This window comes from Rhodoferax sp. WC2427 (assembly GCF_040822085.1).
GTDB lineage: Bacteria > Pseudomonadota > Gammaproteobacteria > Burkholderiales > Burkholderiaceae_C > Rhodoferax_B.
Window position 1 is genome coordinate 3,480,565 of sequence record NZ_CP162006.1, and the last position, 22,109, is coordinate 3,502,673.

The window sequence follows — 22,109 nt, forward strand, 5'->3', positions numbered from 1 at the left end:
TGCGTCGGCTCTTTCCTACAAGCGGCCTGAAAAAGAGATCTCGTCCTACCGCCGATGGCGCCCTGTCCGACAGACATGTGAAGGGTGCTTTCCTACGATGGACGTATCAGTCCACCTACCGCTAACCCTGGAGAACTCCATGCCTGCTTCTACCTCCCCATCGTCCGCTTCTTCCCAGTACGCAGGCCCTAACTGGAGCACCTCGTCGTTCCACGATGCCACCGCCAGCCAGCCCATGGAACTGGCCGCGCTGGGTGAACACCTGAGCCAGTGCCAGGGTGAAAACCGGCGCTGGTCTACCCTGCGCCATGTGGGCAATACGGTTCATGGCTTTGCCGCCTCGCGATTTGTAACCACCCTGGCCGTTGCAGCCCTCCTGATCGGTGCCACCTTGTTGGCGCTGTAAGGCATGGCGACCGATCTGTTGCGCCTGGTGCCCGGTGCATCCCCCATCCTGTGCCAAATGCTGGACGGGGTGCGAGGCCCGGTGCTAGCGCCGATACGGTCTGAAATTTTTGGCCTGCAGCGCTTTGCCCAGCATGGCCGCAGCCTGGGGGAGACGCACCGCGCAGAGCGGCTCAGTCTGCGCGCTGCCCTTTTTTTTCCGCGCCTGCGCGACAACATCCATGCGCTGGCCGAAGCCCACCGCTACATTGGCATCCAGGCCGCCACGGGCTATGACGTCAGCCCGGCAGCCGAGTGGCTGTTGGACAACTTCCATTTGATCGAAGCCCAGCTGGAAGAAATCCATGCCGGGCTGCCACGCAGCTACTTCCGCACCCTGCCTGTGCTGCAGGACGAGCCGCTGGCCGGGTTGCCACGGGTCTACGGCATCGCCTGGGCCTTTGTGGCGCACACCGATGGCGCGTTTGACGAGACGCTGCTGGTGCATTTTCTCAGCGCCTACCAGGAGACCCGCGAGCTGAACCTGGCCGAGATGTGGGCCCTGCCCACCACGCTGCGGGTGGTGCTGGTGGAGAACCTGCGCCGCCTGGCCGAGCGTGTGGCCACTAACAAGGCTGCCCGCGAAGTTGCCAACCTGTGCTGCGACCACCTCGCGACCACCTCTATCGCGACCCTGGACGGATTGTTGGCACTGATGCACCAACGTGGTGTGGGCAGGATGTTTCTTACCCAGATCGCCCTGCGCCTGCAAGACAACCGCAAAACCGCCAATTCCGAGGTGCATGACTGGCTGCATGCAGCCCTGCCCGACTTTGCCGCCGCCCAGACCCAGCACAACGTGGACCAGGCCGCCGACAACCTGAGCGTGAGCAACGCCGTGAAGTCGCTGCGTGCCATCGGTGATGCCGACTGGCCAGACATCGTGGCCCGCACCAGCCTGCTGATGCAGCGCATGCTGGCCTCCCCCATCTTTGAGGCCGAGCACCCGCGCACCCGCGATGCCACTTTGCATGGCATTGAGCGCCTGGCCAAACGCAGCGGCCACAGCGAGGCTTCGGTGGCCCAAACCCTGCTGGGGCTGATGCAGACCGGCAACCCGTTCGATACCGCCACCAGCGTACCCAGTTACTGGCTGGAGGGCGCGGGCCGCCCGGTGCTGGTCAAATCACTGGGGCTGCGCGAGGGCGCCGCAGTGCTGTGGCGCAACTTCATCCACCGCGCCGCCCTGCCCGCCTATCTGGGCGCTTTGGGCCTGGGCACGCTGGGCCTGGTGGTCTGGATGCTATACCACTCCACCGGCGGGCTGGCCATGGCCCTGGTGATGGCGGCGCTGATGCTGTTTCCGGCCTCGGAAGCCATGGTGGCCATCATCAACCGGCTGATCAGCGAATCGGTGCGCCCACAGCACCTGCCGCGCCTGGGTCTGCTGGACGGCATACCGCCTGCGCACCGGGTGCTGGTGGTGATTCCGGCCATGCTCGACAGCGTGGCATCGGCCCACGCCCTGGTGCACCGGCTGCACCTGCACTACATTGCCAACCCCGAGCCCTGCGCCCAGTTTGGCCTGCTGTCCGACTGGGTGGATGCCGATACCCAGCGCACCCCGGCCGATGCCGACCTGCTGTCGGCGGCCACGCAGCACATCAGCGCGCTGAACCAGCGCTACCCCACCCCCTTGGGTGCCGCCCCGCGCTTCATCCTGCTGCACCGGGAGCGCAGCTTCAGCCAGACCGAGCAGCGCTGGATCGGCTGGGAGCGCAAGCGTGGCAAGCTGGAGCTCCTGGTCGATGCCATGGCCACCGATTCCGGCGCTGCCTTCATGTACCTGGGCGACACCTCGCGCATCGCGTCGCACACACCCTACATCGTCACCCTGGACAGCGACACGCAGCTGCCGCCGGGCCGTCTGCGTGAGCTGGTGGGTGTGGCGGCCCACCCGCACAATCTGCCCCGGCTGGATGCCAGCGGACGCAGCGTGGTGCAGGGCTATGGCATCCTGCAGCCGCGGGTGGCCACACCGCTGCCTGCGCGCAAGGATTTCACGCTGTACCACTGGTTGTTTGCCGGACAGTGCGGCATCGACCCCTACAGCGCGGCAACCTCCGAGGTCTACCAGGATGTGTTTGGCGAAGGCAGCTTTACCGGCAAGGGGCTGCTGCACGTGCAGGCCTTGCACGCCGTGCTGTCGGGTCGGCTGCCCGAGGGCCAGGTGCTCAGCCACGACCTGCTGGAAGGTTCGCTGGCGCGCTGCGCCGCCGTGACCGACATCAGTGTGATCGAGGACGCGCCCTTCCACGCCGACGTGGCGGCCTCGCGGGTGCACCGCTGGACGCGCGGCGACTGGCAACTGCTGGCGATTCTGCTCAACTCCGGGCGCTACCCGCTGCCGGGTATCAACGTCTGGAAGATGTTTGACAACCTGCGCCGCTCGCTGGTGGCACCGGCGTCCCTGGTCTTGCTGCTGTTGGCGCTGTGTACCCCTACGCTGTCGCCCTGGGCCGCACTGGCCCTGGTGGCGGCGGCATTTTCTGCCGGGCCGCTGATGGGCGCGGTGGCGGGCTTCTCACCCAGCCGCGACGACCTGGCCATGCGCCACTTTTACCGCCAGGCCGGGGCCGACCTGGCCCGCACCCTGTGGGGCGGGCTGTGGCACGTGGCCCAGTTGCTGATGCACGCCCTGCTGGCGGTGGACGCGATTGCCCGGGCGCTGTACCGCATGTTTGTAAGCCACCGCTACCTGCTGCAATGGACCACGGCGGCGGCGGCCCAGGCCCAGGCCAGGACCCATTTGCCCAGCTTGCTGCGCACGCACTGGAGCCTGCCGGTGGTGGCGCTGCTGTTGCTGGCCGGACTGCTGGCCGTAGGCACGCTGCACCCGGCCCTGGCCACCGTGCTGTGTCTGCTGTGGGCCGCGTCGCCGGTGTGGATCTGGTGGACCAGCCGCCCCCGCGCCAGCAGCGAAGATGCGCGCCTGCCCGCCGCCGACCTGGCGCGGCTGAACGCCATTGCCCGCGACACCTGGCGCTGGTTTGAGCGCTGCATCGGCCCTGAAGACAACTACCTGCCGCCCGACAACCTGCAAACCGTGCCGGTGGACATGCTGGCACACCGCACCTCGCCCACCAATATCGGCCTGTACCTGCTGAGCACGGCCTGCGCCCGCCAGTTTGGCTGGATCGGCACGCAAGACCTGCTGGAGCGGCTGGAGGCCACACTGGCCACGCTGGGCCGCATGCAGCGCCACCGGGGCCACTTCTACAACTGGTACGACACGCAGACCTGTGCGCCGCTGCTGCCGCTGTATGTGTCCGCCGTCGATAGCGGCAACCTCAGCGGGCATCTGCTGGCCGTGGCCCAGGCCTGCCGGGAGATGGCGGCTGCGCCACACAACACCAAGGCCGCCCACTGCGCCCTCATGGCTTCGCGCCACCGCATCGCCCCGCTGCTGGCAGCCCGTAGCAGCCTGGCACCTGCCCAGCGCGAACAATTGCGCTGGATGCTGGCCGACCACCGCGCCACCCGCACGTCCGCCGAAAAAGACCTGGGAGACCACACCCAGACCGACGGCCCACGGCTGCTGGCGCTGGCGCACAGCATGGAGCACCTGGCCTGGTCGGCCGACTTCCGCTTTCTGTACCACCGCAAACGCAACCTGCTGCATATCGGCTACCGGGTGGCCGAGCAGCAACTGGACGCGGGCTTCTACGATCTGCTGGCCTCCGAATCGCGATTGACCAGCCTGCTGGCGATTGCCAAGGGCGATGTGCCGGTGCGCCACTGGGCGTCGCTGGGCAGGCCGTTTTACGCCACTGGCACAAATGCCGGTCTGCGTTCGTGGTCGGGCTCGATGTTCGAGTACCTGATGCCCACCCTGGTACTGGTCGAGCCCCCCGGCAGCGTGCTGCAGGAGGCTTGCCACGCGGCGCTGCAAGAGCAGATCGCCTACGCCCAGGCGCACAGCGTGCCCTGGGGGATTTCCGAGTCGGCCTATGCCGGGCAGGACCACACCCTGGCCTACCAGTACGCGCCGCAGGGCGTGCCCCGGCTGGCACTGCGCCGCACCCCGATCGATGAGCTGGTGATCGCTCCCTATGCCACTGGGCTCGCAGTGCAGGTGGCACCAGCACTGGCAGCTGCGAATTTTGTAGCACTGGAAAATCTGGGAACGCACGGACGCTACGGTTTCATCGAGGCACTGGACTTCACCCCGGCACGCCAGGCCGACGGCGAAGGGTTCACACCGGTCTACACCTTCATGGCCCACCACCAGGGCATGACCCTGGTGGCCCTGGCAAACGTGCTGCTGGACGGCCCGGCCCAGCGCTGGGGCATGGCCAACCCCTCGATCGAGGCGGTGGCTTCCCTGCTGCACGAACGTGCGCCGCGCGAGGTCTCGCTGCTGAACGCCCCTCCGGCAGGGCCCCCCACGCAGCTGATGCAGCAGCGGGCCCCCGGCCTGCTGCGCGAAGTGGTGCCTGGCACCGCCGCGCTGGAGCCCACGCACCTGCTGTCCAACGGGCGCTACCACGTGGCGCTGCGGGCCAATGGCGCGGGCTGGAGCCGGCGCGGCAGTACCGGCATTACCCGCTGGCGCGACGATGCGCTGCGCGATGCCTTCGGCAGTTTCTTCTACCTGCGCTGGGGCACTGACCAGCCGCTGGTGTCCATCACCCAGCACCCGGCACCCGACCCGGCCGCCAGCTACCACAGCACCTTCCACGCCGACCGGGTGTGCTTTGATGCCGAGTGGCCCGGTGTGCAGACGCACACCACGGTGTGGGTCAGCCCCGAGGACGACATCGAGTTCCGCCAGGTGGAGCTGCGCAACCTGGGCGACCAGCCGCTGGAGATCGAACTGGTATCGGCCTTTGAAGTCACCCTGTCGGACGCACGGGCGGACGAGGCGCACCCGGCCTTCACCAACCTGTTCATCCGCGCCCAATGGCAGGCCGAAGACCAGGCGCTGGTGTTCGAGCGCACACCGCGCCTGCCCACCGAACAGGCCTTGCAAGCGGCCCACTTCATGGCCGATACCGACCCGCAGGTGCTGGGCATACGCATCCAGACCGACCGCCAGCACTGGCTGGGCCGCAACCGCGATGCCAGCCAGCCATTGGCCCGCATGGATGCCCCACCCGCCACCGCCCGCGCGCTCGACACCGGGCTGGACCCGGTCTGTGCCATGGCCGTGCGGCTGCGGATTGCCCCCCATGGCAAGGCCCGGCTGACCTTTGCCACCGCCGCATCGGACAACGCCGATACCCTGCAGGCGGTGATCGACAAGTACCGCCAGCACATCCACGTCAAGCGCTCATCGCTGATGTCGGCCACGCTGACGGGCATCCGCCTGCGCACCTGGGGTTTGGCACCCGACAGCCTGGTGGCCATCCAGACCCTGACCAGCGCCATGGCGTTGAGCCTGGCCCGCCCCACGGTGCGCACCACGCCCGACGGCATGGCCCCGGTGAGCGACCGGCGGCTGCTGTGGCGCTTTGGCATCTCGGGCGACCGCCCCATTCTGCTGGTGTCTGCCAGTGCCATGGAAGGCCTGGGCCTGCTGCGTGCCCTGGCCCAGGCGCTGAGGCTGTGGTCCTGGGGTGGCCTGGGCTGCGACCTGGTGGTGGTGAACGCCGAGCCCGCGTCGTACCTGATGGCGCTGCACCGCGAGATCGGCATCCTGCGCGACCGCCATGCGGCTGACCGGGGCGGCGAGTCCGCCCCCACCACGATGTATTTGCTACGGGCCGATGAACTGACCCCCGACGAGTTCAGCACCTTGCACGCCCAGGCCCGCGTGCGCCTGCTGGCCGATGGCCGCCCGCTGCTGCACCATGTGCTGGCCTGGACTGCTTTGCACGAGCAGGCTCGGCAAACCCGCGAATCCGAGTTCACCCTGGCGGTGCCGCTGGTGCCACACCGCACCCAAGCCGTACCGGCGCCCACCGGTGTATTCACCGCCGACGGTGACTTCCGCTTCGATGTCAGCCCCGCCTTGCGCACCGTACGCCCATGGACCAATGTGCTGGCGAATCCGGCCTTTGGGGCGCACATCACCGAAGCCGGTGGTGGCTACAGCTGGGGCATGAACAGCCGTCTGAACCAGCTCACCACCTGGTCCAACGACCCGGTGGGCGACACGCCTTCGGAATGGTTTTTCCTGCAGGACCGCAAGACGATGGAGGTGTGGAGCATCGCCCCCAACGCCTGGGCCGACCCGCAAGCCGTTTACCACGTAGTGCACGGCCAGGGCAGCACCACCATCCGCCACCGCCGGGGCGACGTCGACGTCGCCGTCACCTGGTGCGTGGACCCCGACACCTCCGTCAAGCACGTGCGGATCCACACCATCAACCGAGGCCACCGCACGCTGCACCTGCGCATCGTCGGCATGGCCGAATGGCTGATGGGGGCCAACCGCGGTGACCGCAGCAGTGTGCACATGGGCGTGTTCCAGCACGCTGACACCACCGCACTGCTGTGCACCCAGCGTGAGCGCAGCGCGGGCTTTGGCGAGGGTACGGCGTTCCTGGCGCTGGCAGGCGAGGCCAACCACCCGGTGGAGGACTGGACCTGCGACCGGCGCGAATGCTTTGATGCCCGTGGCCGCCTGGTGCTGCCCGACCACCTTGGCCAGGCTACCGGTGCCGGGCTGGACCCCTGCGCCGCGTTGTCCACCACGCTGCAACTGGCCGCGGGCGACACCGCCGACCGGGTGTTTCTGCTGGGCTTTGCCGCCAATCCGCTGCTGGCCCGCAAGGTGGTGGTGCAGGCCGCTGCGTTCAACGCTCCCGAGCGCCTGGCTTTGGCGCGCGCCCATTGGGACAGGCTGCTGGGGGCTACCGTGGTGGCCACGCCCGACCCGCTATTCGATGCCATGGTGAACCATTGGCTGCTGTACCAAACGGTGGCCTGCCGCCTGTGGGCCAAGTCCGGCTTCTACCAGGCCGGTGGGGCCACGGGCTTTCGCGACCAGCTGCAAGACGCCATGGCGCTGGCCTGGGCCGCACCCGGCATGCTGCGCGAGCAAATCACCGTATGTGCGGCCCGCCAGTTCCCGGAAGGCGACGTGCAGCACTGGTGGCACGCCCCCAACGGTGCCGGGGTGCGCACCCATTTCTCGGACGACCTGCTATGGCTCCCGCACGCCTGCGCCCACTATTTGCGCAGCACAGGCGATGCCTCGCTGCTGGAGGTGCAAGTCCCCTTCCTGGAAGGCGCGGGCATCCCGGCAGGGGCCGAAGACGCCTACTACACGCCCGATATTGGCATGGAGACGGCCACGGTATTCGAGCATGCCGCGCGCACCATCGACCGCAGCCTGGCGGTGGGTACGCACGGCCTGCCGCTGATGGGCAGCGGCGACTGGAATGACGGCATGAACCGCGTCGGCATCGAGGGCCGGGGCGAATCGGTGTGGTTGGGCTGGTTCCTGTGCCGGGTGGTGGCCGAATTTGCGCCGCTGGCCCATGCACGCGGCGACACGGCCCGGGCCGAGCGCTGGGAGGCCGCCGCCGAGGGCTGGAAGGCCGCTTTGGTCGGGCCCGCGTGGGACGGCCAGTGGTTCAAGCGCGCGTTTTTTGACAACGGCGAAGCCCTGGGCTCGCACGCCAACCCGGAAGCCCGGATCGATCTGATCGCCCAGGCCTGGGCCGTGCTATCCCACGCCGCCCCGGTGGCTCTGCAACGCATCGCACTGACCGCCATGGACGAGCACCTGGTGGACCCCCAAGCCGGCCTCATCAAGCTGCTGGATCCGCCGCTGGCGCAGGCTGTGCCCAGCGCAGGCTACATCCAGGCCTACCCACCAGGCGTGCGGGAAAACGGTGGCCAGTATTCGCATGCCGGGGTCTGGGCGATGATGGCGCAGGCGGCCTTTGTGCAGAGCCAGCCCGACAGCAGCGTGGCAGAGCGGGATACCGCCTACCGCTATTTCACCTACCTGAACCCGGCCCACCGGGCCAGCAACCCGGCCCACAACGCCGCCTACGGCATTGAACCGTATGTGATGGCCGGTGACGTGTACACCCAGCCGCCCTATGTGGGGCGCGGGGGCTGGAGCTGGTACACCGGCTCGGCCGCGTGGATGCACCGCGCCGCCATCGCCTCGATCTTCGGGCTGGAGCAAGGCGCGGATACGCTGTGCTTCACGCCTTGTCTGCCATCGCACTGGCCGCAGGCCGAGATGACGCTGCGCCGGGGCGAACGCAGCATGCGCTTCATCCTGACCCGCGGCGCACCGGATGCGGTGCTGGCGGCCAACGCACCATCGAACGCCCGGCTTTTGCGCGTAGGTGAGCCACTGCACTGGGCAGGGCTGGCCGCGCAGAGCTGCTTCGTCATCCCCCTATGAGTTCCTCCAAATGACCACCCCTGACAACACCACCGAGAAGCTGCTCGGCCTGGCCTATGAAGCCATGGACGCGCAAACCCAGAAGGTCGCCACCCATATCGCCGGACGCAAGCACATTGCCCGCAATACCGCCACGGATCTGGACGACGACACCGCCTTTGGCGCACGCGCCGCCGATGCGGTGGCCCGCTTTGGCGGGTCGTGGACCTTCATTCTGCTGTTCTTGGCGGTGCTGGTGGTGTGGGTGGTCATGAACGTGTTTCTGCTGGTGCGCTGGAACGCGGTATTCGACCCCTACCCGTTCATTTTGCTGAACCTGTTTTTGTCGATGCTGGCGGCAGTACAGGCTCCGATCATCCTGATGTCGCAAAACCGCCAGGCGGTCAAGGACCGGCTGCACGCCGAGCACGACTACGAGGTCAACCTCAAGGCCGAGCTGGAGATCATGCTGCTACACGAAAAGATCGACTTGCTGCGCCAGGACCAGTGGGCCGAGCTGCTGGACATCCAGAAAGAACAGCTGCAGCTTTTGTCCCATCTGAAAGACAAAGTGACAAGCTAGCCGACATGCCCATGCGGTGCCGTCCTACACCGCCTAGCGGTCCAGGCCGATAGGCCGCAGCAATGCCCGGTTTTAAAGTTCAGGCATCGGTTTGGTAGTACCTCACCCCCCAGAACCGACCAACCAAGGAACCACGATGGCCGCCAAGATTGAACCTACGAATGTCACGCAATTGCCGACCCCTAGCGGTGATCGCATGGTGTTGAACGAAGCTGCACTCGGTGCCGCCCGCCGCAGCCTGGACCAAGGTGCTGTCAACCCCAGTTACGGTCCGTGGCGCGAAGACATCATCCAGTTGCTGAACGATTCGTTGGCCACCGAACTGGTGTGCGTGCTGCGCTACAAGCGCCACCACTTCACCGCCGAGGGCCTGGCTTCCTCCGCGATTGCCGCTGAATTTCTGGTGCATGCCACGGCAGAGTCAGGCCACGCCGACCGCCTGGCCCAGCGCATTGTGCAACTCGGCGGAGAGCCCGACTTCTCGCCGGATTCGCTCACCAAGCGCAGCCATGCCGCTTACGACGATTCGAAAGAACTGAAAGAAATGATCAAAGCCAATCTGGTGGCTGAGCGCGTAGCCATTGAAGCCTACAGCCAGATGATTGCCATGATTGGTGACAAGGATTCCACCACCCGCCGTTTACTTGAAGACATTCTCAGCGACGAGCAGGAGCATGCCGAAGAGCTCAAGGACTGGCTGGTCGTCTAGCGTTTTAGCCCTGGCTGGTGGGGCCATTCACCATGCCAAACCCAACTTTTTTTTACCAACTGGAGTATCCAAAATGAAACTGAACATCCGCACCACGCTCGCCGCTTCCATCACCGCCATCGTTTTGCTGACCACCGCCGGCTGTGCCGTCACCCGTGGCCAAGAGACTGTGGGCGCCTATGTGGATGACTCCGCAGTGACCACCAGCGTCAAAGCCCGCTTTGTGGACAACAAGGAAGTGGACGCATCGGCCATCAGCGTGGAAACCCTGAACGGCACCGTGATGCTTTCCGGTTTTGCCAAGAGCCTGAACGAAAAAGCCACCGCCGAGAGCATTGCCCGCAATGTCAAGGGCGTGAAGGCTGTGAAGAACGCGATTGCGATCCGTCCTTAATTTTTTACCTACCAACTGCAAGGAGATTGCTATGAACTGGGACACCATTCAAGGGAACTGGAAACAGGCCACCGGCAAAGTCAAGGAGCAATGGGGCAAGCTGACCGACGACGATCTTGACGTGGTCGCCGGCAAGCGTGACCAGCTCGCAGGCAAAATCCAGGAGCGCTACGGCGTTGCCAAAGACGAAGCCGAAAAGCAGCTGTCTGACTGGGAAAAGAAGGCCAACGACGACGCCTGGTTCAAGTAAACCCACGCAGGTCTGACACAAAAAAACCCCGTACACCTCCATTGGTGTACGGGGTTTTCTTGCATGGGGAATCAGCAACGGCCTTTTTTGGCTTGGCCGGGAGGGCAATGGCCATTGCCGTGGCGTTCGTCATCCCGGTCCCGGTGCTCGCCATGGCGCTCCTCACGGCGCTCGGCCTGCTGCCATCCACCCTCGACCCAGCGCCACCCGCCGTCGGCACGCATCCAACGGCCAGGCGTGAAGGTCTGGTCCGGACGCGCAGCTTGCCAATAGCCAGCGTGCCAGGCGTAGTCGCGCCCGCTCCATTGCCAACTGCCAGGCACCCACACCTGGCCCATTTGGGGGCTGGGCACGCGCTCCAGGCGCGGTGCGGGCGGCGCTATTTGCACCAGCCCTGGCAGGTTGATGTTGACCGACACTTGTGCGTGAACAGACGACACCGCGGCCACGGCCACAAGAGCCGCAAGTACAAAGGGAATAGGTTTCATAGGAAGATTGAATAGATGGAAATGGAGATGCAAATGGAAGTAGGCCAGCGTCCTAACGCCGCGCAAGCCCTGGCAGATGACAGGGCCGCTTCAGCCGAGGTGCCACAACGTGCAAAATTGCACACATCCGGCCGCAGCAAAGGCGGCCCAGAACACCTCCATTTCACATCGAACCGAAACACACCATGCAATTCGCCACCTGGAACGTCAACTCCCTCACTGTACGCCTACCCCAGGTGGTGGACTGGCTGGCGGCCAACCCGGTCGATGTGCTGGCGCTGCAAGAAACCAAGATGACCGACGACAAGTTCCCGCACGCGGCTTTTGCCGAAGCGGGCTACCAGGCGCAATGGTTCGGCCAGAAGACCTATAACGGCGTGGCCCTGCTCAGCAAGACGGCGATCACCGATGTGGTGAAAAACATTCCCGGCTTCAGCGATGACCTGGCCCGCGTGATCACTGGCACGGTACAGGGCGTACGCGTCATCGGGGCCTACTTCCCCAACGGCCAGGAGCCGGGTAGCGAGAAGTTTGACTACAAAATGCACTGGCTCAAAGCCCTGCGCGACTGGATCAAGACCGAACTGCTGCTGTACCCGCAGCTGGTGCTGATGGGCGACTACAACATCACCTTCGACGATGCCGATGTGTGGGACCCGATCGGCCTGAAAGACACCATCCATTGCACCGACGAAGAGCGCTACCACCTGCAGGCCCTGGTGGGCCTGGGCCTGACCGACACGCACCGGATGTTTCCCCAGCCCGACAAATGCTATTCGTGGTGGGACTACCGCGACTTTGGCTTTCGCCGCAACCGGGGCATGCGCATCGACCACATTCTGGTCAGCCCGGCACTCAAACCCCTGGTCACCGCCTGCACGATCGACAAGATCCCCCGCAAGAACGAGCGCCCCAGCGACCATGCCCCCGTGGTCTTGACGCTCGACATACTATAGTTTTTATAGCTTCTTACGCCCTACTGGCAAGCACTAGAGGCCTATAAGCCACCCAACCATCGCCGTCAAAGCCGCGGCATCGGCGGATAGCGCCCGGGCCGAATATAGTGGGATGGAAGCGGCGCGACGGGCGACCACCGCGAAGGCGAAAGCCCCCCCACACCCGGCGGTGAGGGCCAAGATATTTTGCACACCCTAAGCCGTCGCCTCGGAGCGCTGCACAAACTCCACAAACTGCGCCGCGGGCAAGGCCCGGCTGAACAGGAAGCCCTGGTAGGCATGGCAGCCACACTGGGCAAGAAACTCTTTTTGTGCCAAGGTCTCCACGCCTTCGGCCATCACGCCCAGGCCCAGGTTTTGGGCCAGGGCCACGACGGTGCGGGCGATGGCGGCATCGCTGGGATCGTTGAGCACGTCGCGCACAAACGACTGATCGATCTTGAGCTGGTCCAGCGGCAGACGTTTGAGGTATGACAGCGACGAATAGCCGGTACCAAAGTCGTCCAGCGACAAGCCAATGCCCTGGGCCTGCAGGGCGGCCATCTTGCCGACCATCTCTTCCAGGTTGTCGATCAGCATGCTCTCGGTGAGCTCCAGCTTGAGGCGCTTCGGGTTGGCCCCGGTGGCGGCCAGCAGGGCCAGCACGCCGCCGACGAAAGTGGGTTCGCGAAACTGCCGGGCGCTGACGTTGACCGCCAGCACCAGGGGCTCCATCTGCGGCTGCTGGGACCACTGCACCAGTTGCTTGCAGGCCGTCTCCAGCACCCAGTGGCCTAGCGGCAAGATGTGGCCGGTTTCCTCGGCCAAGGGAATGAAGCTGGCCGGGGACACCATCCCGCGCACCGGGTGCGGCCAGCGCAGCAGTGCCTCGGCGCCGGTAATGCGGCCCTGTCCGTCCACCTGGGGTTGGTAATACAAGTCAAATTGCCGCTGGCTGATAGCCAGGCGCAGATCGGACTCCAGGGCGGCCCGGGCGTTGACCACCGCCTGCATGGCGGGATCGAAAAACCGCAGGCCATTGCGCCCGGCCGCTTTGGCCTGGTACATGGCCAAGTCGGCCTGCTTGAGCAACTCGTCCATGGACAGACTCAGGCCGCTGTACAGCGCCACCCCTACGCTGGCCGTACTGTTGAAATCAAAATCGCCGAGCTGGTAGGGCTGGTTCAGCGCGGTGACGATCTTCTCGCCCACGGCGCGTACGTCGGCTGCCGCCGCCGCTGCCGAGCTGTCCAGGTTTTCCAGCACCACCAGAAATTCGTCGCCGCCGAGCCGGGCCACGGTGTCGCAGTCGCGGATGCAGGCCGACAGGCGCTGGGCCGCCTGGCGCAGCAGCAGATCGCCCTTGTCGTGGCCCCGGGTGTCATTGAGGGTCTTGAAGTTGTCCAGATCGATGAACAGCAGCGCCCCGGTGCGCTTGTTGCGGTCGCTGGAACTCAGCGCACGCTGCAGCCGGTCCATCAGCAGGCGCCGGTTGGGTAGCTCGGTCAGGGGGTCGAAAAACGCCAGCTGGCGAATCTGGTCCTCTGCGGCTTTGCGCAGAGTGATGTCGGACAGCGTGGCCACAAAATAGCTGACCTCGCCCGCCGCGTCGTACACCGCATTGATGTTGACCCACTGCGGAAACACCTCACCGTTTTTGCGGCGACTCCAGATTTCACCGGCCCATTTGCCCGTGCGCCGCAGCGCCTGCTGGATGCCGACGAAATACACGTCGGTGTCACGGTCGGACTTGAGCAGCGCCAGTGTCTTTCCCAGGGCCTCGGCATCGCTGTAGCCCAGGCTTTGGGTGAAGGCTTTGTTGACGCGCAGAATGCGCTGCTCGGGGTCGGTGACCACCACCCCCTCCTGGGCTTCAAACGCAGTGGCGGCAATGGCCAGTTCGGCCTCCACACGGTAACGGAGCGACAAGTCGATGTCCACACAAAACATTTCCGGCGGTCGCCCCGGTGCCTGCACAAACGCATGGCTGGAGAACACGGGCACGCCGCTGCCGTCCTTGTGCTGCAGCACCAACTCGCCTGCGGGAATAGCCTCGCGGGTGGCAAACATGTGCTCCATCGCCTGGCGCACGCCTTCGCGCATGGGCGGCGGAATGATCAGGTCGCGCAAATTGCGGCCAATGGCTTCCTCGGCCGTAAAGCCGTACAGACGCTCGGAAGCCTTGTTCCAGTAGCGGGTGGTGCCGTCCGGCGCGTAGGCCTGCACCGAAACCCCCGGGATATCCTTGATCAGGGTGCGAAAGCGCGTCTCGGACTCGCGCAGCGCCACATCCAGCGCGTCGCGGCGCTGCCCCTCCTGCAGCACCAAGGCCAGCAACAAGGTGGCCGGGGTGAATACCAGAATCAGCGCGGTAGCGATCGACGCGATGGCCCGTGGCTCCAGCGGCGACAGGGCTAAAAACCCGATCTGGCACAGCTGTAACACCACGCCAAACACCAGCAGCGACGGCACATCCACCTGCGCCCGGCGTCGGACCACCGCGCGGCGGTACACCAAGCCCAGGCCTACGCTGACCAGTAAGGCCGCAAACACCATCACCATGTGGGGCGAGCCACGCCAAAGGTGGTACACCGCCACCACCACAACCGCCACGCAGGCCGACAAAAGACCGCCGAACAGCCCCAGAATGCCCATGACCACCGAGCCACCGGACACGGCGATACCCGGCAGCGGTACGTAGGGCTCGGCCATGCCCAGCACACACACCATGCCAAACAGGAGGCCCGTGGCCACCTGGCCTGCCCGGCGCTGGTCGTGCCACAAACGCACGTGCAAACACTGCACCACACCCAGCACCAACATCCAAGCCACATCCTGGGCAAGATATACAACCATGAAAACCGTCTCCTCACCGAAAGCACATGCTGAACTGCCCACGCGCGATCAGGACAACGCAGCAGCCACCCACAAAGGCGCGCAGAGGCACACCACCAAGAGGCACATTGTTACAAATGAGGCCGACTTTAGTATGCTTTAGTTTTCCAGCTGAGAAGATTGAAGATGTGCAAACTGGTGCAGGCACTCGCAAAAAAGTAGCTGCCTACGCGCGGAGCAGATGCCCAGACGCCACTTTTGACAAGAAATCCTGGCGCACCCCACGCCAGCGATACCCAAAATTCTTCATCGATATTGTGGATCCCAGTCCGCCGGGCAGGGCTCATGCCCCGCCACAGCGTCCGCCAGGGACACTATCTATTAAATAGCTGCTTACGCCCACCCCGTCTGCACAAGCGGCCAAAATGGCCCTAAATCACCAGGGTGCCGCCCTACTCCAGACCCAGCTCCTGGATCTTGCGGGTGATGGTGTTGCGGCCAATGCCGAGTTTTTGCGCCGCCTCGATGCGGCGACCCCGGGTGTTATGCAGAGCGGTGAGGATGAGTTTGGACTCGAACCGGCGCGATAGCACGTCCCACACGTCGTGCCGGTCGTTGGCCAGCAGCTCCAACGCCTCAGCCTCCAGGCCGAGCTCCCAGCCGCTCTGTGCCGTCGGGGCATGGGCGTGGGCATCTGCGGGCCGCAAGGGCTCGGCACCAGGCGGGAAGGCGGGGTCGGCATCCACCTCGGGACCGGTGTCCGCAGGGACCAGCGGCACGCCAACGAGGCGGGTTGCCGTGGTGTGGCCCAGACTGGAGGGCGGCACGGTGACACCCAGCACATCGGGCGGAAGGTCTTTGGGCTCGATGGTCTGGGCCGGGGCCATCACGGTGAGCCAGTGGCACAGGTTTTCCAGCTGGCGCACGTTGCCAGGAAACGGGAACAGCGCAATCTGCGCCAGCGCCGCGTCGGAAATGCGCTTGGGCTCCACGCCGAGCTGCTTGGCGCTTTGCTGCAAAAAGTGCCGGGTCAGCATGGGCACGTCTTCCACCCGCTCGCGCAGCGCGGGCAGGCGCAGGCGGATGACGTTCAGGCGGTGGAACAAATCTTCGCGGAACACGCCATCGCGCACGCGTTGCTCCAGATCCTGGTGGGTAGCGGCAATCACGCGCACCTGGGCTTTGACGGCGTTGTGGCCACCGACGCGGTAGAAATGCCCGTCGCTCAGCACCCGCAACAGCCGGGTTTGCAGATCGAACGGCATGTCGCCGATTTCGTCCAGAAACAGCGTGCCGCCATCGGCCTGCTCAAAGCGGCCACGGCGCATGGTTTGCGCACCGGTAAAGGCCCCGCGCTCGTGGCCAAACAACTCGCTCTCCAGCAGGTCTTTCGGGATTGCTGCAGTATTGATAGCTACAAAGGGCCCATTGGCGCGCGGTGAGTGCTTGTGCAATGCACGGGCTACCAGCTCTTTGCCGGAGCCGGACTCGCCGGTGATCATCACCGTGACGTTGCTCTGGCTGAGGCGGCCAATCGCGCGGAACACGTCCTGCATGGCCGGGGCCTGGCCCAGCATTTCCGGGGCGGCGGCCATGCGTTCTTCGGCCACTTCTTCGCGCTGGCTCTCTTCCACCGCGCGGCGGATCAGTTCCACCGCCTTGGGCAGGTCAAACGGCTTGGGCAGGTACTCGAACGCGCCGCCCTGGAAGGCCGACACGGCGCTGTCCAGGTCGGAGAAGGCGGTCATGATGATCACCGGCAGGCCGGGGTGCATGAGCTTGACCTTCTCCAGCAGGTCCAGGCCGGAGCCGCCGGGCATGCGGATGTCGCTGACCAGGATTTGCGGGCCGTCTTCGTCGGTGGCGGATTCCAGCGCAGTCAGCACGTCGCGCGGATTGGTAAAGCTGCGGGTCGGCAGGTCTTCGCGCAGCAGCGCTTTCTCCAGAACAAAGCGGATGGATTGGTCGTCGTCTACTATCCAGATCGGCTTCATAGTGGGGGTCACCTCGGGTCAGGATGCCTTGGTTTTGGTCAAGGCAGGGGTATGAGTAATTTGAAATCCGTGCGGCCCGGGACACTGTCACATTCGATCAAGCCGTGGTGTTGCTGAACAAAGGTTTGCGCCAACGTCAGCCCCAGCCCGGACCCACCTTCCCTGCCCGACACCAGCGGATAAAAAATGCGGTCCTTGATCGACTCGGGAACCCCCGGGCCGTTATCGATGACATGCAATTCCAGTGCCAATCGGTAACGCTGCTTTCCAAATGTGACCTGGCGCGCAATCCGGCTGCGGAATGTGATTTCGGCATCGCCCTCGGCAATGCGTTCGGCCAGGGCCTGGGTGGCGTTATGGGCCACGTTGAGCACCGCCTGGATGAGCTGTTCGCGGTCGCCGCGAAACTCGGGGATAGACACGTCGTACTCGCGCTCGATGCGCAGCCCGCGCGGAAACTCGGCCAGGATCAGGGAGCGCACGCGTTCGCAAATTTCGTGGATATTCACGTCGCCCACCACGTGCGGGCGTCTGTGCGGGGCCAGCAGGCGGTCGACCAGGCTTTGCAGCCGGTCGGCCTCGTGGATGATGACCTGGGTGTATTCGATCAGCTCGCGCGACTCGATCTCCATCTCCAGCAACTGCGCTGCCCCACGGATGCCGCCCAGCGGGTTCTTGATCTCGTGGGCCAGGTTGCGGATCAGTTCCTTGTTGGCCTGCGCCTGGTCGATCAGGCGCTCTTCGCGGTCTTGCTTGGCCTGCTGCTCCTGCGGCAGCAGTTCAATGATGATCTCGCCGGGGCGCTCGGTCTGCGCCAGGATCACATGCACCGGCACCGGCTCGTGGTTCAAGCGCTTGAGCCAGGCGTCGTAGCGCAGCGCGGCAAATTCGTTGCTGCCAGCACCTTCCAGCGCGTTTTGCAGGATGTGTGGCTCGGTGAAGCAGTCGGGAAAGTGCGAGCCCTCGATGGTGCGGCGCGAGGTGCCCAGCGCGTCTTCCAGGGCCGCATTGGCAAACAGCACCGCGCCGTCGCTGGCCAGCACCGCCACCAGGGTGGCCAGCAGATCAAACGCGTGAAAGCGCGCGATGTAGGGGTGGGTGGGGAGTGTCAAACCAGGGCTTTTCAGGGAGGGTTACGGGGTGGGGGCAGGCGCGACAATTCGCGCCGCAGGCCTGCGATGTCGGCGTCGTTGCGGGCGATGCTGGCTTTCAGCTCGGCCACACGGTCCAGGTATTTTTGGTAGTTGCGGGCCTCGCCGCCTTGTTTGTCGGGCTCGCCACCGTTGTATTCCTTGAGCAGTTCGGACTGGCGGGCTTCGGCTCTTTTCAGCTCGGACTCCAGGATCATGCGGGCATCAGAATCGCGGGCGCGCTGCTCGGCACCGTCGTTGCGCGGGGTGTTGGGCGTTGGCGCGCGCACCGGCGCAGACGCAGTACCCGGTGGATTGCTGTGGATGATGGTGACGTTGCCGCCCTCGACCAGTTTGCAACCACGGGCCTTGGCATCTTTGGCGTCCCTGACCGCATTGGTGTATTCGTTGCCGCAGCGGTAGACAGCCGTGTCCTGCGCCCAAACGGCTGCCGATCCACATACCAAAATCAGACCAAAAAAGTGTTTCATGCGTAAAAGGTAAAGCCCTGCCGGGCTTGAACTGGGGAGAAATACGCAACGGTACTCTGTTTATCGGGGGCCACGGGCCCTAACTTTCATGAACGCGGGTGCAGAGCACTCCGGGCCACGAACGTTATTCCACATTAACGAAAAAAGGACGGCTTGCGCCGTCCTTTTGAGAGCCTGGATGTCGCAATAAGTTGCGCCTCCGAAGGCCTGCTCTTAGAGCGAGTAGTACATGTCGAATTCGACCGGGTGGGTGGCCATGCGCATGCGGGTCACTTCGGTCATCTTCAGTTCGATGTACGCGTCAATGTACGCGTCGGTGAACACGCCGCCCTTGGTCAGGAACGCACGGTCTTTGTCCAGGCATTCGAGCGCTTGGTCCAGGCTGTGGCAGACGGTAGGGATCAGCTTGTCTTCCTCGGGAGGCAGATGGTACAGATCCTTGGTGGCAGCTTCGCCAGGATGGATCTTGTTTTCCACGCCGTCCAGACCGGCCATCAACAGGGCTGCAAAGCCGAGGTAAGGGTTCATCAGTGGATCGGGGAAACGTGCTTCTACGCGGCGGCCCTTGGGGTTGGCCACGAAAGGAATACGGATCGAGGCCGAGCGGTTCTTGGCCGAGTACGCCAGCTTCACCGGGGCTTCGTAGCCAGGTACCAGGCGCTTGTAGCTGTTGGTACCGGGGTTGGTGATGGCGTTCAGGGCACGGGCGTGCTTGATGATGCCGCCGATGTAGTACAGGGCGTATTCGCTCAAACCGGCATAGCTGTCGCCAGCAAACAGGTTCTTGCCATCTTTCCAGACCGACTGGTGCACGTGCATGCCGGAGCCGTTGTCACCCACGATGGGCTTGGGCATGAAAGTGGCGGTTTTGCCGTAGGAGTGCGCAACGTTCTGGATCACGTACTTTTGCAGCTGAACCCAGTCGGCGCGCTCGATCAGCGTGCTGAACTTGGTGCCCAGTTCCATTTGGCCGGCGTTGGCCACTTCGTGGTGGTGCACTTCGACCGGGATGCCCAGGGATTCGAGCACCAGGCACATCTCGGAGCGCATGTCCTGGAAGCTGTCCACGGGTGGCACGGGGAAGTAGCCGCCCTTGACGGAAGGACGGTGGCCGGAGTTGCCGTGTTCGTATTCCTTGCCGGTGTTCCAGGAGGCTTCTTCGGAGTCGATCTTGAAGAAGCAGCCCGACATGTCGTTGGCCCAACGCACGCTGTCGAAAACGAAGAATTCCGGCTCAGGTCCGAAGTAGGCTGTGTCGCCCAGACCAGAGGCCTTCATGTAGGCTTCGGCGCGCTTGGCCAGCGAACGGGGATCGCGCTCGTAGGGCTTGCCGTCGGCGGGGTCGATCACGTCACAGGTCAGGATCATCGTCGTTTCTTCGAAGAACGGGTCGATGTTGGCGGTGTTGGCGTCGGGCATGAGTTGCATGTCCGAAGCCTCAATTCCCTTCCAGCCGGCGATAGAAGAACCGTCGAACGCGTGGCCCGAAGTGAACTTGTCTTCGTCGAAATGGGACACCGGCACGGTCACGTGGTGCTCTTTGCCACGGGTATCGGTGAAGCGGAAGTCAACAAACTTGACTTCGTTCTCTTTCACCATCTTCATCACGTCAGCGACGGTCTTTGCCATCAAGAATCTCCTGGTAGGGTTTGGGTTTAGGTAGGACTACAGATTTTCAGCACATCAGGCAATGCAGTTTTTGTGCCATCGCGCGCCAAACGCACAATTTGTAACCGTGTGCACGCTTGCTACTTTACGCCACCGCATTTTGCGCCAGAAAGCTGCGACCACGGCATTGGGGCGCCCCAGATTGCACCAATAAAGAGCGCCACGTATGGCACCAAAATAGTGCAGTCAACTACGCACCAGTTCGGGGCCTAGTTTGGCATCGAAACCATGCAGACCCGCCAGCAATGCCGGGTAGGCGTGGGCCACCAGTTCCGGTGTGCCCTTCACCCCCAGTTCGATATGGCGGCCGTATTCAGGGTGGTCCACGCTGGGCAGGCTGAACACCTTGACCCCGTCGAACTGGCGCTCCAGCGCCTCCATCAATGGCGTCAGCGTAGCCTCCATGGCGCCAAACACGATCACCGACTTCTCGATCCAGGCCGCCTGCTGGAACCAGGGCCGGTAGTATTGGTCGAGCACCCAGGCCACCATCGGCCAGGCCATCACCGGAAAACCGGGCACAAAGTGCACATGGCCCATGCTGAAGCCAGGGATCTTGTTGTAGGGGTTAGGAATGATTTGCGCGCCCTGCGGAAACACGCCCATGTTCAGGCGGTGGATGTTGTCCGGGTGCGTGGGTTCGTAGGGCAGGCCCTGGTCGCGGGCGGTGTCCTGCATGCGTTCGCGGATCAGGGCCTCGGCCTGCGGGTGCAACGCCAGCGGCAGGCCCAGGGCACGGGCGGCGCACTGGCGGGTGTGGTCGTCAGGCGTGGCACCGATGCCACCGGTGGAAAACACCACATCGCCCGAGGCAAACGCCCGCTGCAAGGTGCTGGTGATGCGCGCCGGGTCGTCGCCCACGTAATCGGCGTAGCTGAGCTGCAAGCCGCGTGCGGCCAATAGTTCGATCACTTTGGGCAGGTGTTTGTCGGCGCGTTTGCCCGACAAGATTTCGTCGCCGACGATCACCAGCCCAAAAGTGGGCGCGGACTCAAGGGGGCGGAAGGTAGGTAGATCCAGCGTCATAGGGGGGTTTTGGTTGAACAGGTTCCAGAATTTCCAGCGGTGCAGGTGCCGGGACGACGGGCGCGGCAGTCTCGGCCCGCAGGGTTTCCAGAGCGGCCAACACGTAATGGGCGAACCAGAGCGACGAAAAGGCAAATACCAGGGTGTAGATCCAGATGGCCAGAGGCACCAGCACCACGAAAGCGGCGGCAAACAAGGCCCCAGAAGCCCATACCAGACTGGGTGCTGCCCCCAGGTAGCCCGTCAACACGCCCATGCCCATCAGGGTGATACGGTGGCGGCGGTAGATCTCACGGCGCTCTTCCTTGCTGGCATGCAGGGCCAAAGCGTCGTAAGACATGACGCGGTAGGTCAACCAGCCCCAGATCAATGGCGGCAGCACCAGGATCAGCGGCGGCACCAGCCACAGGGGAATCGACACCACGATCGCCACCAGGGCCAGCAGAATGGAGCCCAGCGACCAGAACAGCCCGCCAATAAAGGTACCGCCCTTCTTTTTTTCCAACTGGGGAAAACGGCGCTCGGCCACCAACGCCACCAGCGCCGGGGTCATCATCAGGGCCACCGCCAGCAGCGACAACACCACGATGAACGGTGTGACGGCGAAGATCACCAGCAAGGGTGCCAACGCCACCTTGAGCTGGCCCACGCCCGCGCTTTCCAGCCAGGTCCACATGCGGCCCACCCAAACGGACGCGTCCAGCATGCCGCGCACCATGTCCAGTGCCGGTTCCCAGTAAAAGTACCCTACACCCAGGGACAGGGCCACCATGAGCAGCAGAGGCAGGAACGAGAGCGCAATCACGCGGTGGTGCATGCAGTACGCTGCAGCACGCCAAAAAGAGTCCAAAAGCAGTTTCATGGGGCTAAGG

At 64.4% G+C, this 22,109-nt stretch carries 15 protein-coding genes; 7 read left to right on the plus strand and 8 right to left on the minus strand.

The window, feature by feature from the left end:
* Positions 1 to 139: 139 nt before the first annotated feature.
* From AB3G31_RS16325 to AB3G31_RS16350, 6 genes are all read left to right on the plus strand, one after another.
* Positions 140 to 406 carry a hypothetical protein gene (locus AB3G31_RS16325; protein WP_367847133.1) on the plus strand — a complete coding sequence of 89 codons (267 nt, stop codon included), beginning with the start codon at positions 140 to 142 and terminating at the stop codon, positions 404 to 406.
* Positions 407 to 409: 3 nt separating this feature from the next.
* Positions 410 to 8,755 (plus strand): glucoamylase family protein, encoded by an 8,346-nt coding sequence (locus AB3G31_RS16330; RefSeq protein WP_367847134.1) that lies wholly within the window; start codon positions 410 to 412, stop codon positions 8,753 to 8,755.
* Positions 8,756 to 8,765: 10 nt separating this feature from the next.
* On the plus strand, positions 8,766 to 9,317 hold the full coding sequence (locus tag AB3G31_RS16335) for a DUF1003 domain-containing protein (protein ID WP_367847135.1): 552 nt from the start codon (positions 8,766 to 8,768) through the stop codon (positions 9,315 to 9,317).
* 196 nt (positions 9,318 to 9,513) lie between these two features.
* Entirely contained in the window at positions 9,514 to 10,026 is a 513-nt protein-coding gene (locus AB3G31_RS16340) for a bacterioferritin (protein WP_367850365.1), read from the plus strand.
* Positions 10,027 to 10,099: 73 nt separating this feature from the next.
* Positions 10,100 to 10,420, plus strand: a complete 321-nt coding sequence (locus AB3G31_RS16345; protein WP_367847136.1) for a BON domain-containing protein — start codon at positions 10,100 to 10,102, stop codon at positions 10,418 to 10,420.
* A 31-nt stretch (positions 10,421 to 10,451) separates the two neighbouring features.
* Positions 10,452 to 10,670 carry a CsbD family protein gene (locus AB3G31_RS16350; RefSeq protein WP_367847137.1) on the plus strand — a complete coding sequence of 73 codons (219 nt, stop codon included), beginning with the start codon at positions 10,452 to 10,454 and terminating at the stop codon, positions 10,668 to 10,670.
* 71 nt (positions 10,671 to 10,741) lie between these two features.
* On the opposite strand, the gene AB3G31_RS16355 is transcribed toward AB3G31_RS16350, so the two are convergent.
* Positions 10,742 to 11,158: a hypothetical protein gene (locus AB3G31_RS16355; RefSeq protein WP_367847138.1), complete on the minus strand. Its 417-nt coding sequence runs from the start codon at positions 11,156 to 11,158 to the stop codon at positions 10,742 to 10,744.
* Positions 11,159 to 11,343: 185 nt separating this feature from the next.
* Here AB3G31_RS16355 and AB3G31_RS16360 point away from each other — a divergent pair, with 185 nt between their 5' ends.
* Positions 11,344 to 12,114, plus strand: a complete 771-nt coding sequence (locus AB3G31_RS16360; protein ID WP_367847139.1) for an exodeoxyribonuclease III — start codon at positions 11,344 to 11,346, stop codon at positions 12,112 to 12,114.
* A 195-nt stretch (positions 12,115 to 12,309) separates the two neighbouring features.
* Here AB3G31_RS16360 and AB3G31_RS16365 read toward each other — a convergent pair whose 3' ends face one another.
* The 7 genes from AB3G31_RS16365 to AB3G31_RS16395 all read right to left on the minus strand — a co-directional run bounded on the left by AB3G31_RS16365 (position 12,310) and on the right by AB3G31_RS16395 (position 22,099).
* Complete coding sequence (locus tag AB3G31_RS16365; RefSeq protein ID WP_367847140.1) at positions 12,310 to 14,949, minus strand: putative bifunctional diguanylate cyclase/phosphodiesterase; 2,640 nt, start codon at positions 14,947 to 14,949, stop codon at positions 12,310 to 12,312.
* Between the two features lie 431 nt (positions 14,950 to 15,380).
* On the minus strand, positions 15,381 to 16,922 hold the full coding sequence (ntrC, locus tag AB3G31_RS16370) for a nitrogen regulation protein NR(I) (protein WP_367847141.1): 1,542 nt from the start codon (positions 16,920 to 16,922) through the stop codon (positions 15,381 to 15,383).
* Between the two features lie 38 nt (positions 16,923 to 16,960).
* Positions 16,961 to 18,034, minus strand: a complete 1,074-nt coding sequence (gene glnL, locus AB3G31_RS16375) for a nitrogen regulation protein NR(II) (RefSeq protein ID WP_367847142.1) — start codon at positions 18,032 to 18,034, stop codon at positions 16,961 to 16,963.
* 11 nt (positions 18,035 to 18,045) lie between these two features.
* Positions 18,046 to 18,543 (minus strand): hypothetical protein, encoded by a 498-nt coding sequence (locus AB3G31_RS16380; RefSeq protein WP_367847143.1) that lies wholly within the window; start codon positions 18,541 to 18,543, stop codon positions 18,046 to 18,048.
* Between the two features lie 213 nt (positions 18,544 to 18,756).
* Positions 18,757 to 20,172, minus strand: coding sequence for a type I glutamate--ammonia ligase (gene glnA / locus AB3G31_RS16385; protein ID WP_367847144.1), 1,416 nt, complete (start codon positions 20,170 to 20,172; stop codon positions 18,757 to 18,759).
* 225 nt (positions 20,173 to 20,397) lie between these two features.
* Complete coding sequence (locus AB3G31_RS16390; protein WP_367847145.1) at positions 20,398 to 21,237, minus strand: competence/damage-inducible protein A; 840 nt, start codon at positions 21,235 to 21,237, stop codon at positions 20,398 to 20,400.
* On the minus strand, positions 21,203 to 22,099 hold the full coding sequence (locus AB3G31_RS16395; protein ID WP_367847146.1) for an EI24 domain-containing protein: 897 nt from the start codon (positions 22,097 to 22,099) through the stop codon (positions 21,203 to 21,205). The genes AB3G31_RS16390 and AB3G31_RS16395 overlap by 35 nt, the downstream gene beginning before the upstream one ends.
* Positions 22,100 to 22,109: the final 10 nt, after the last annotated feature.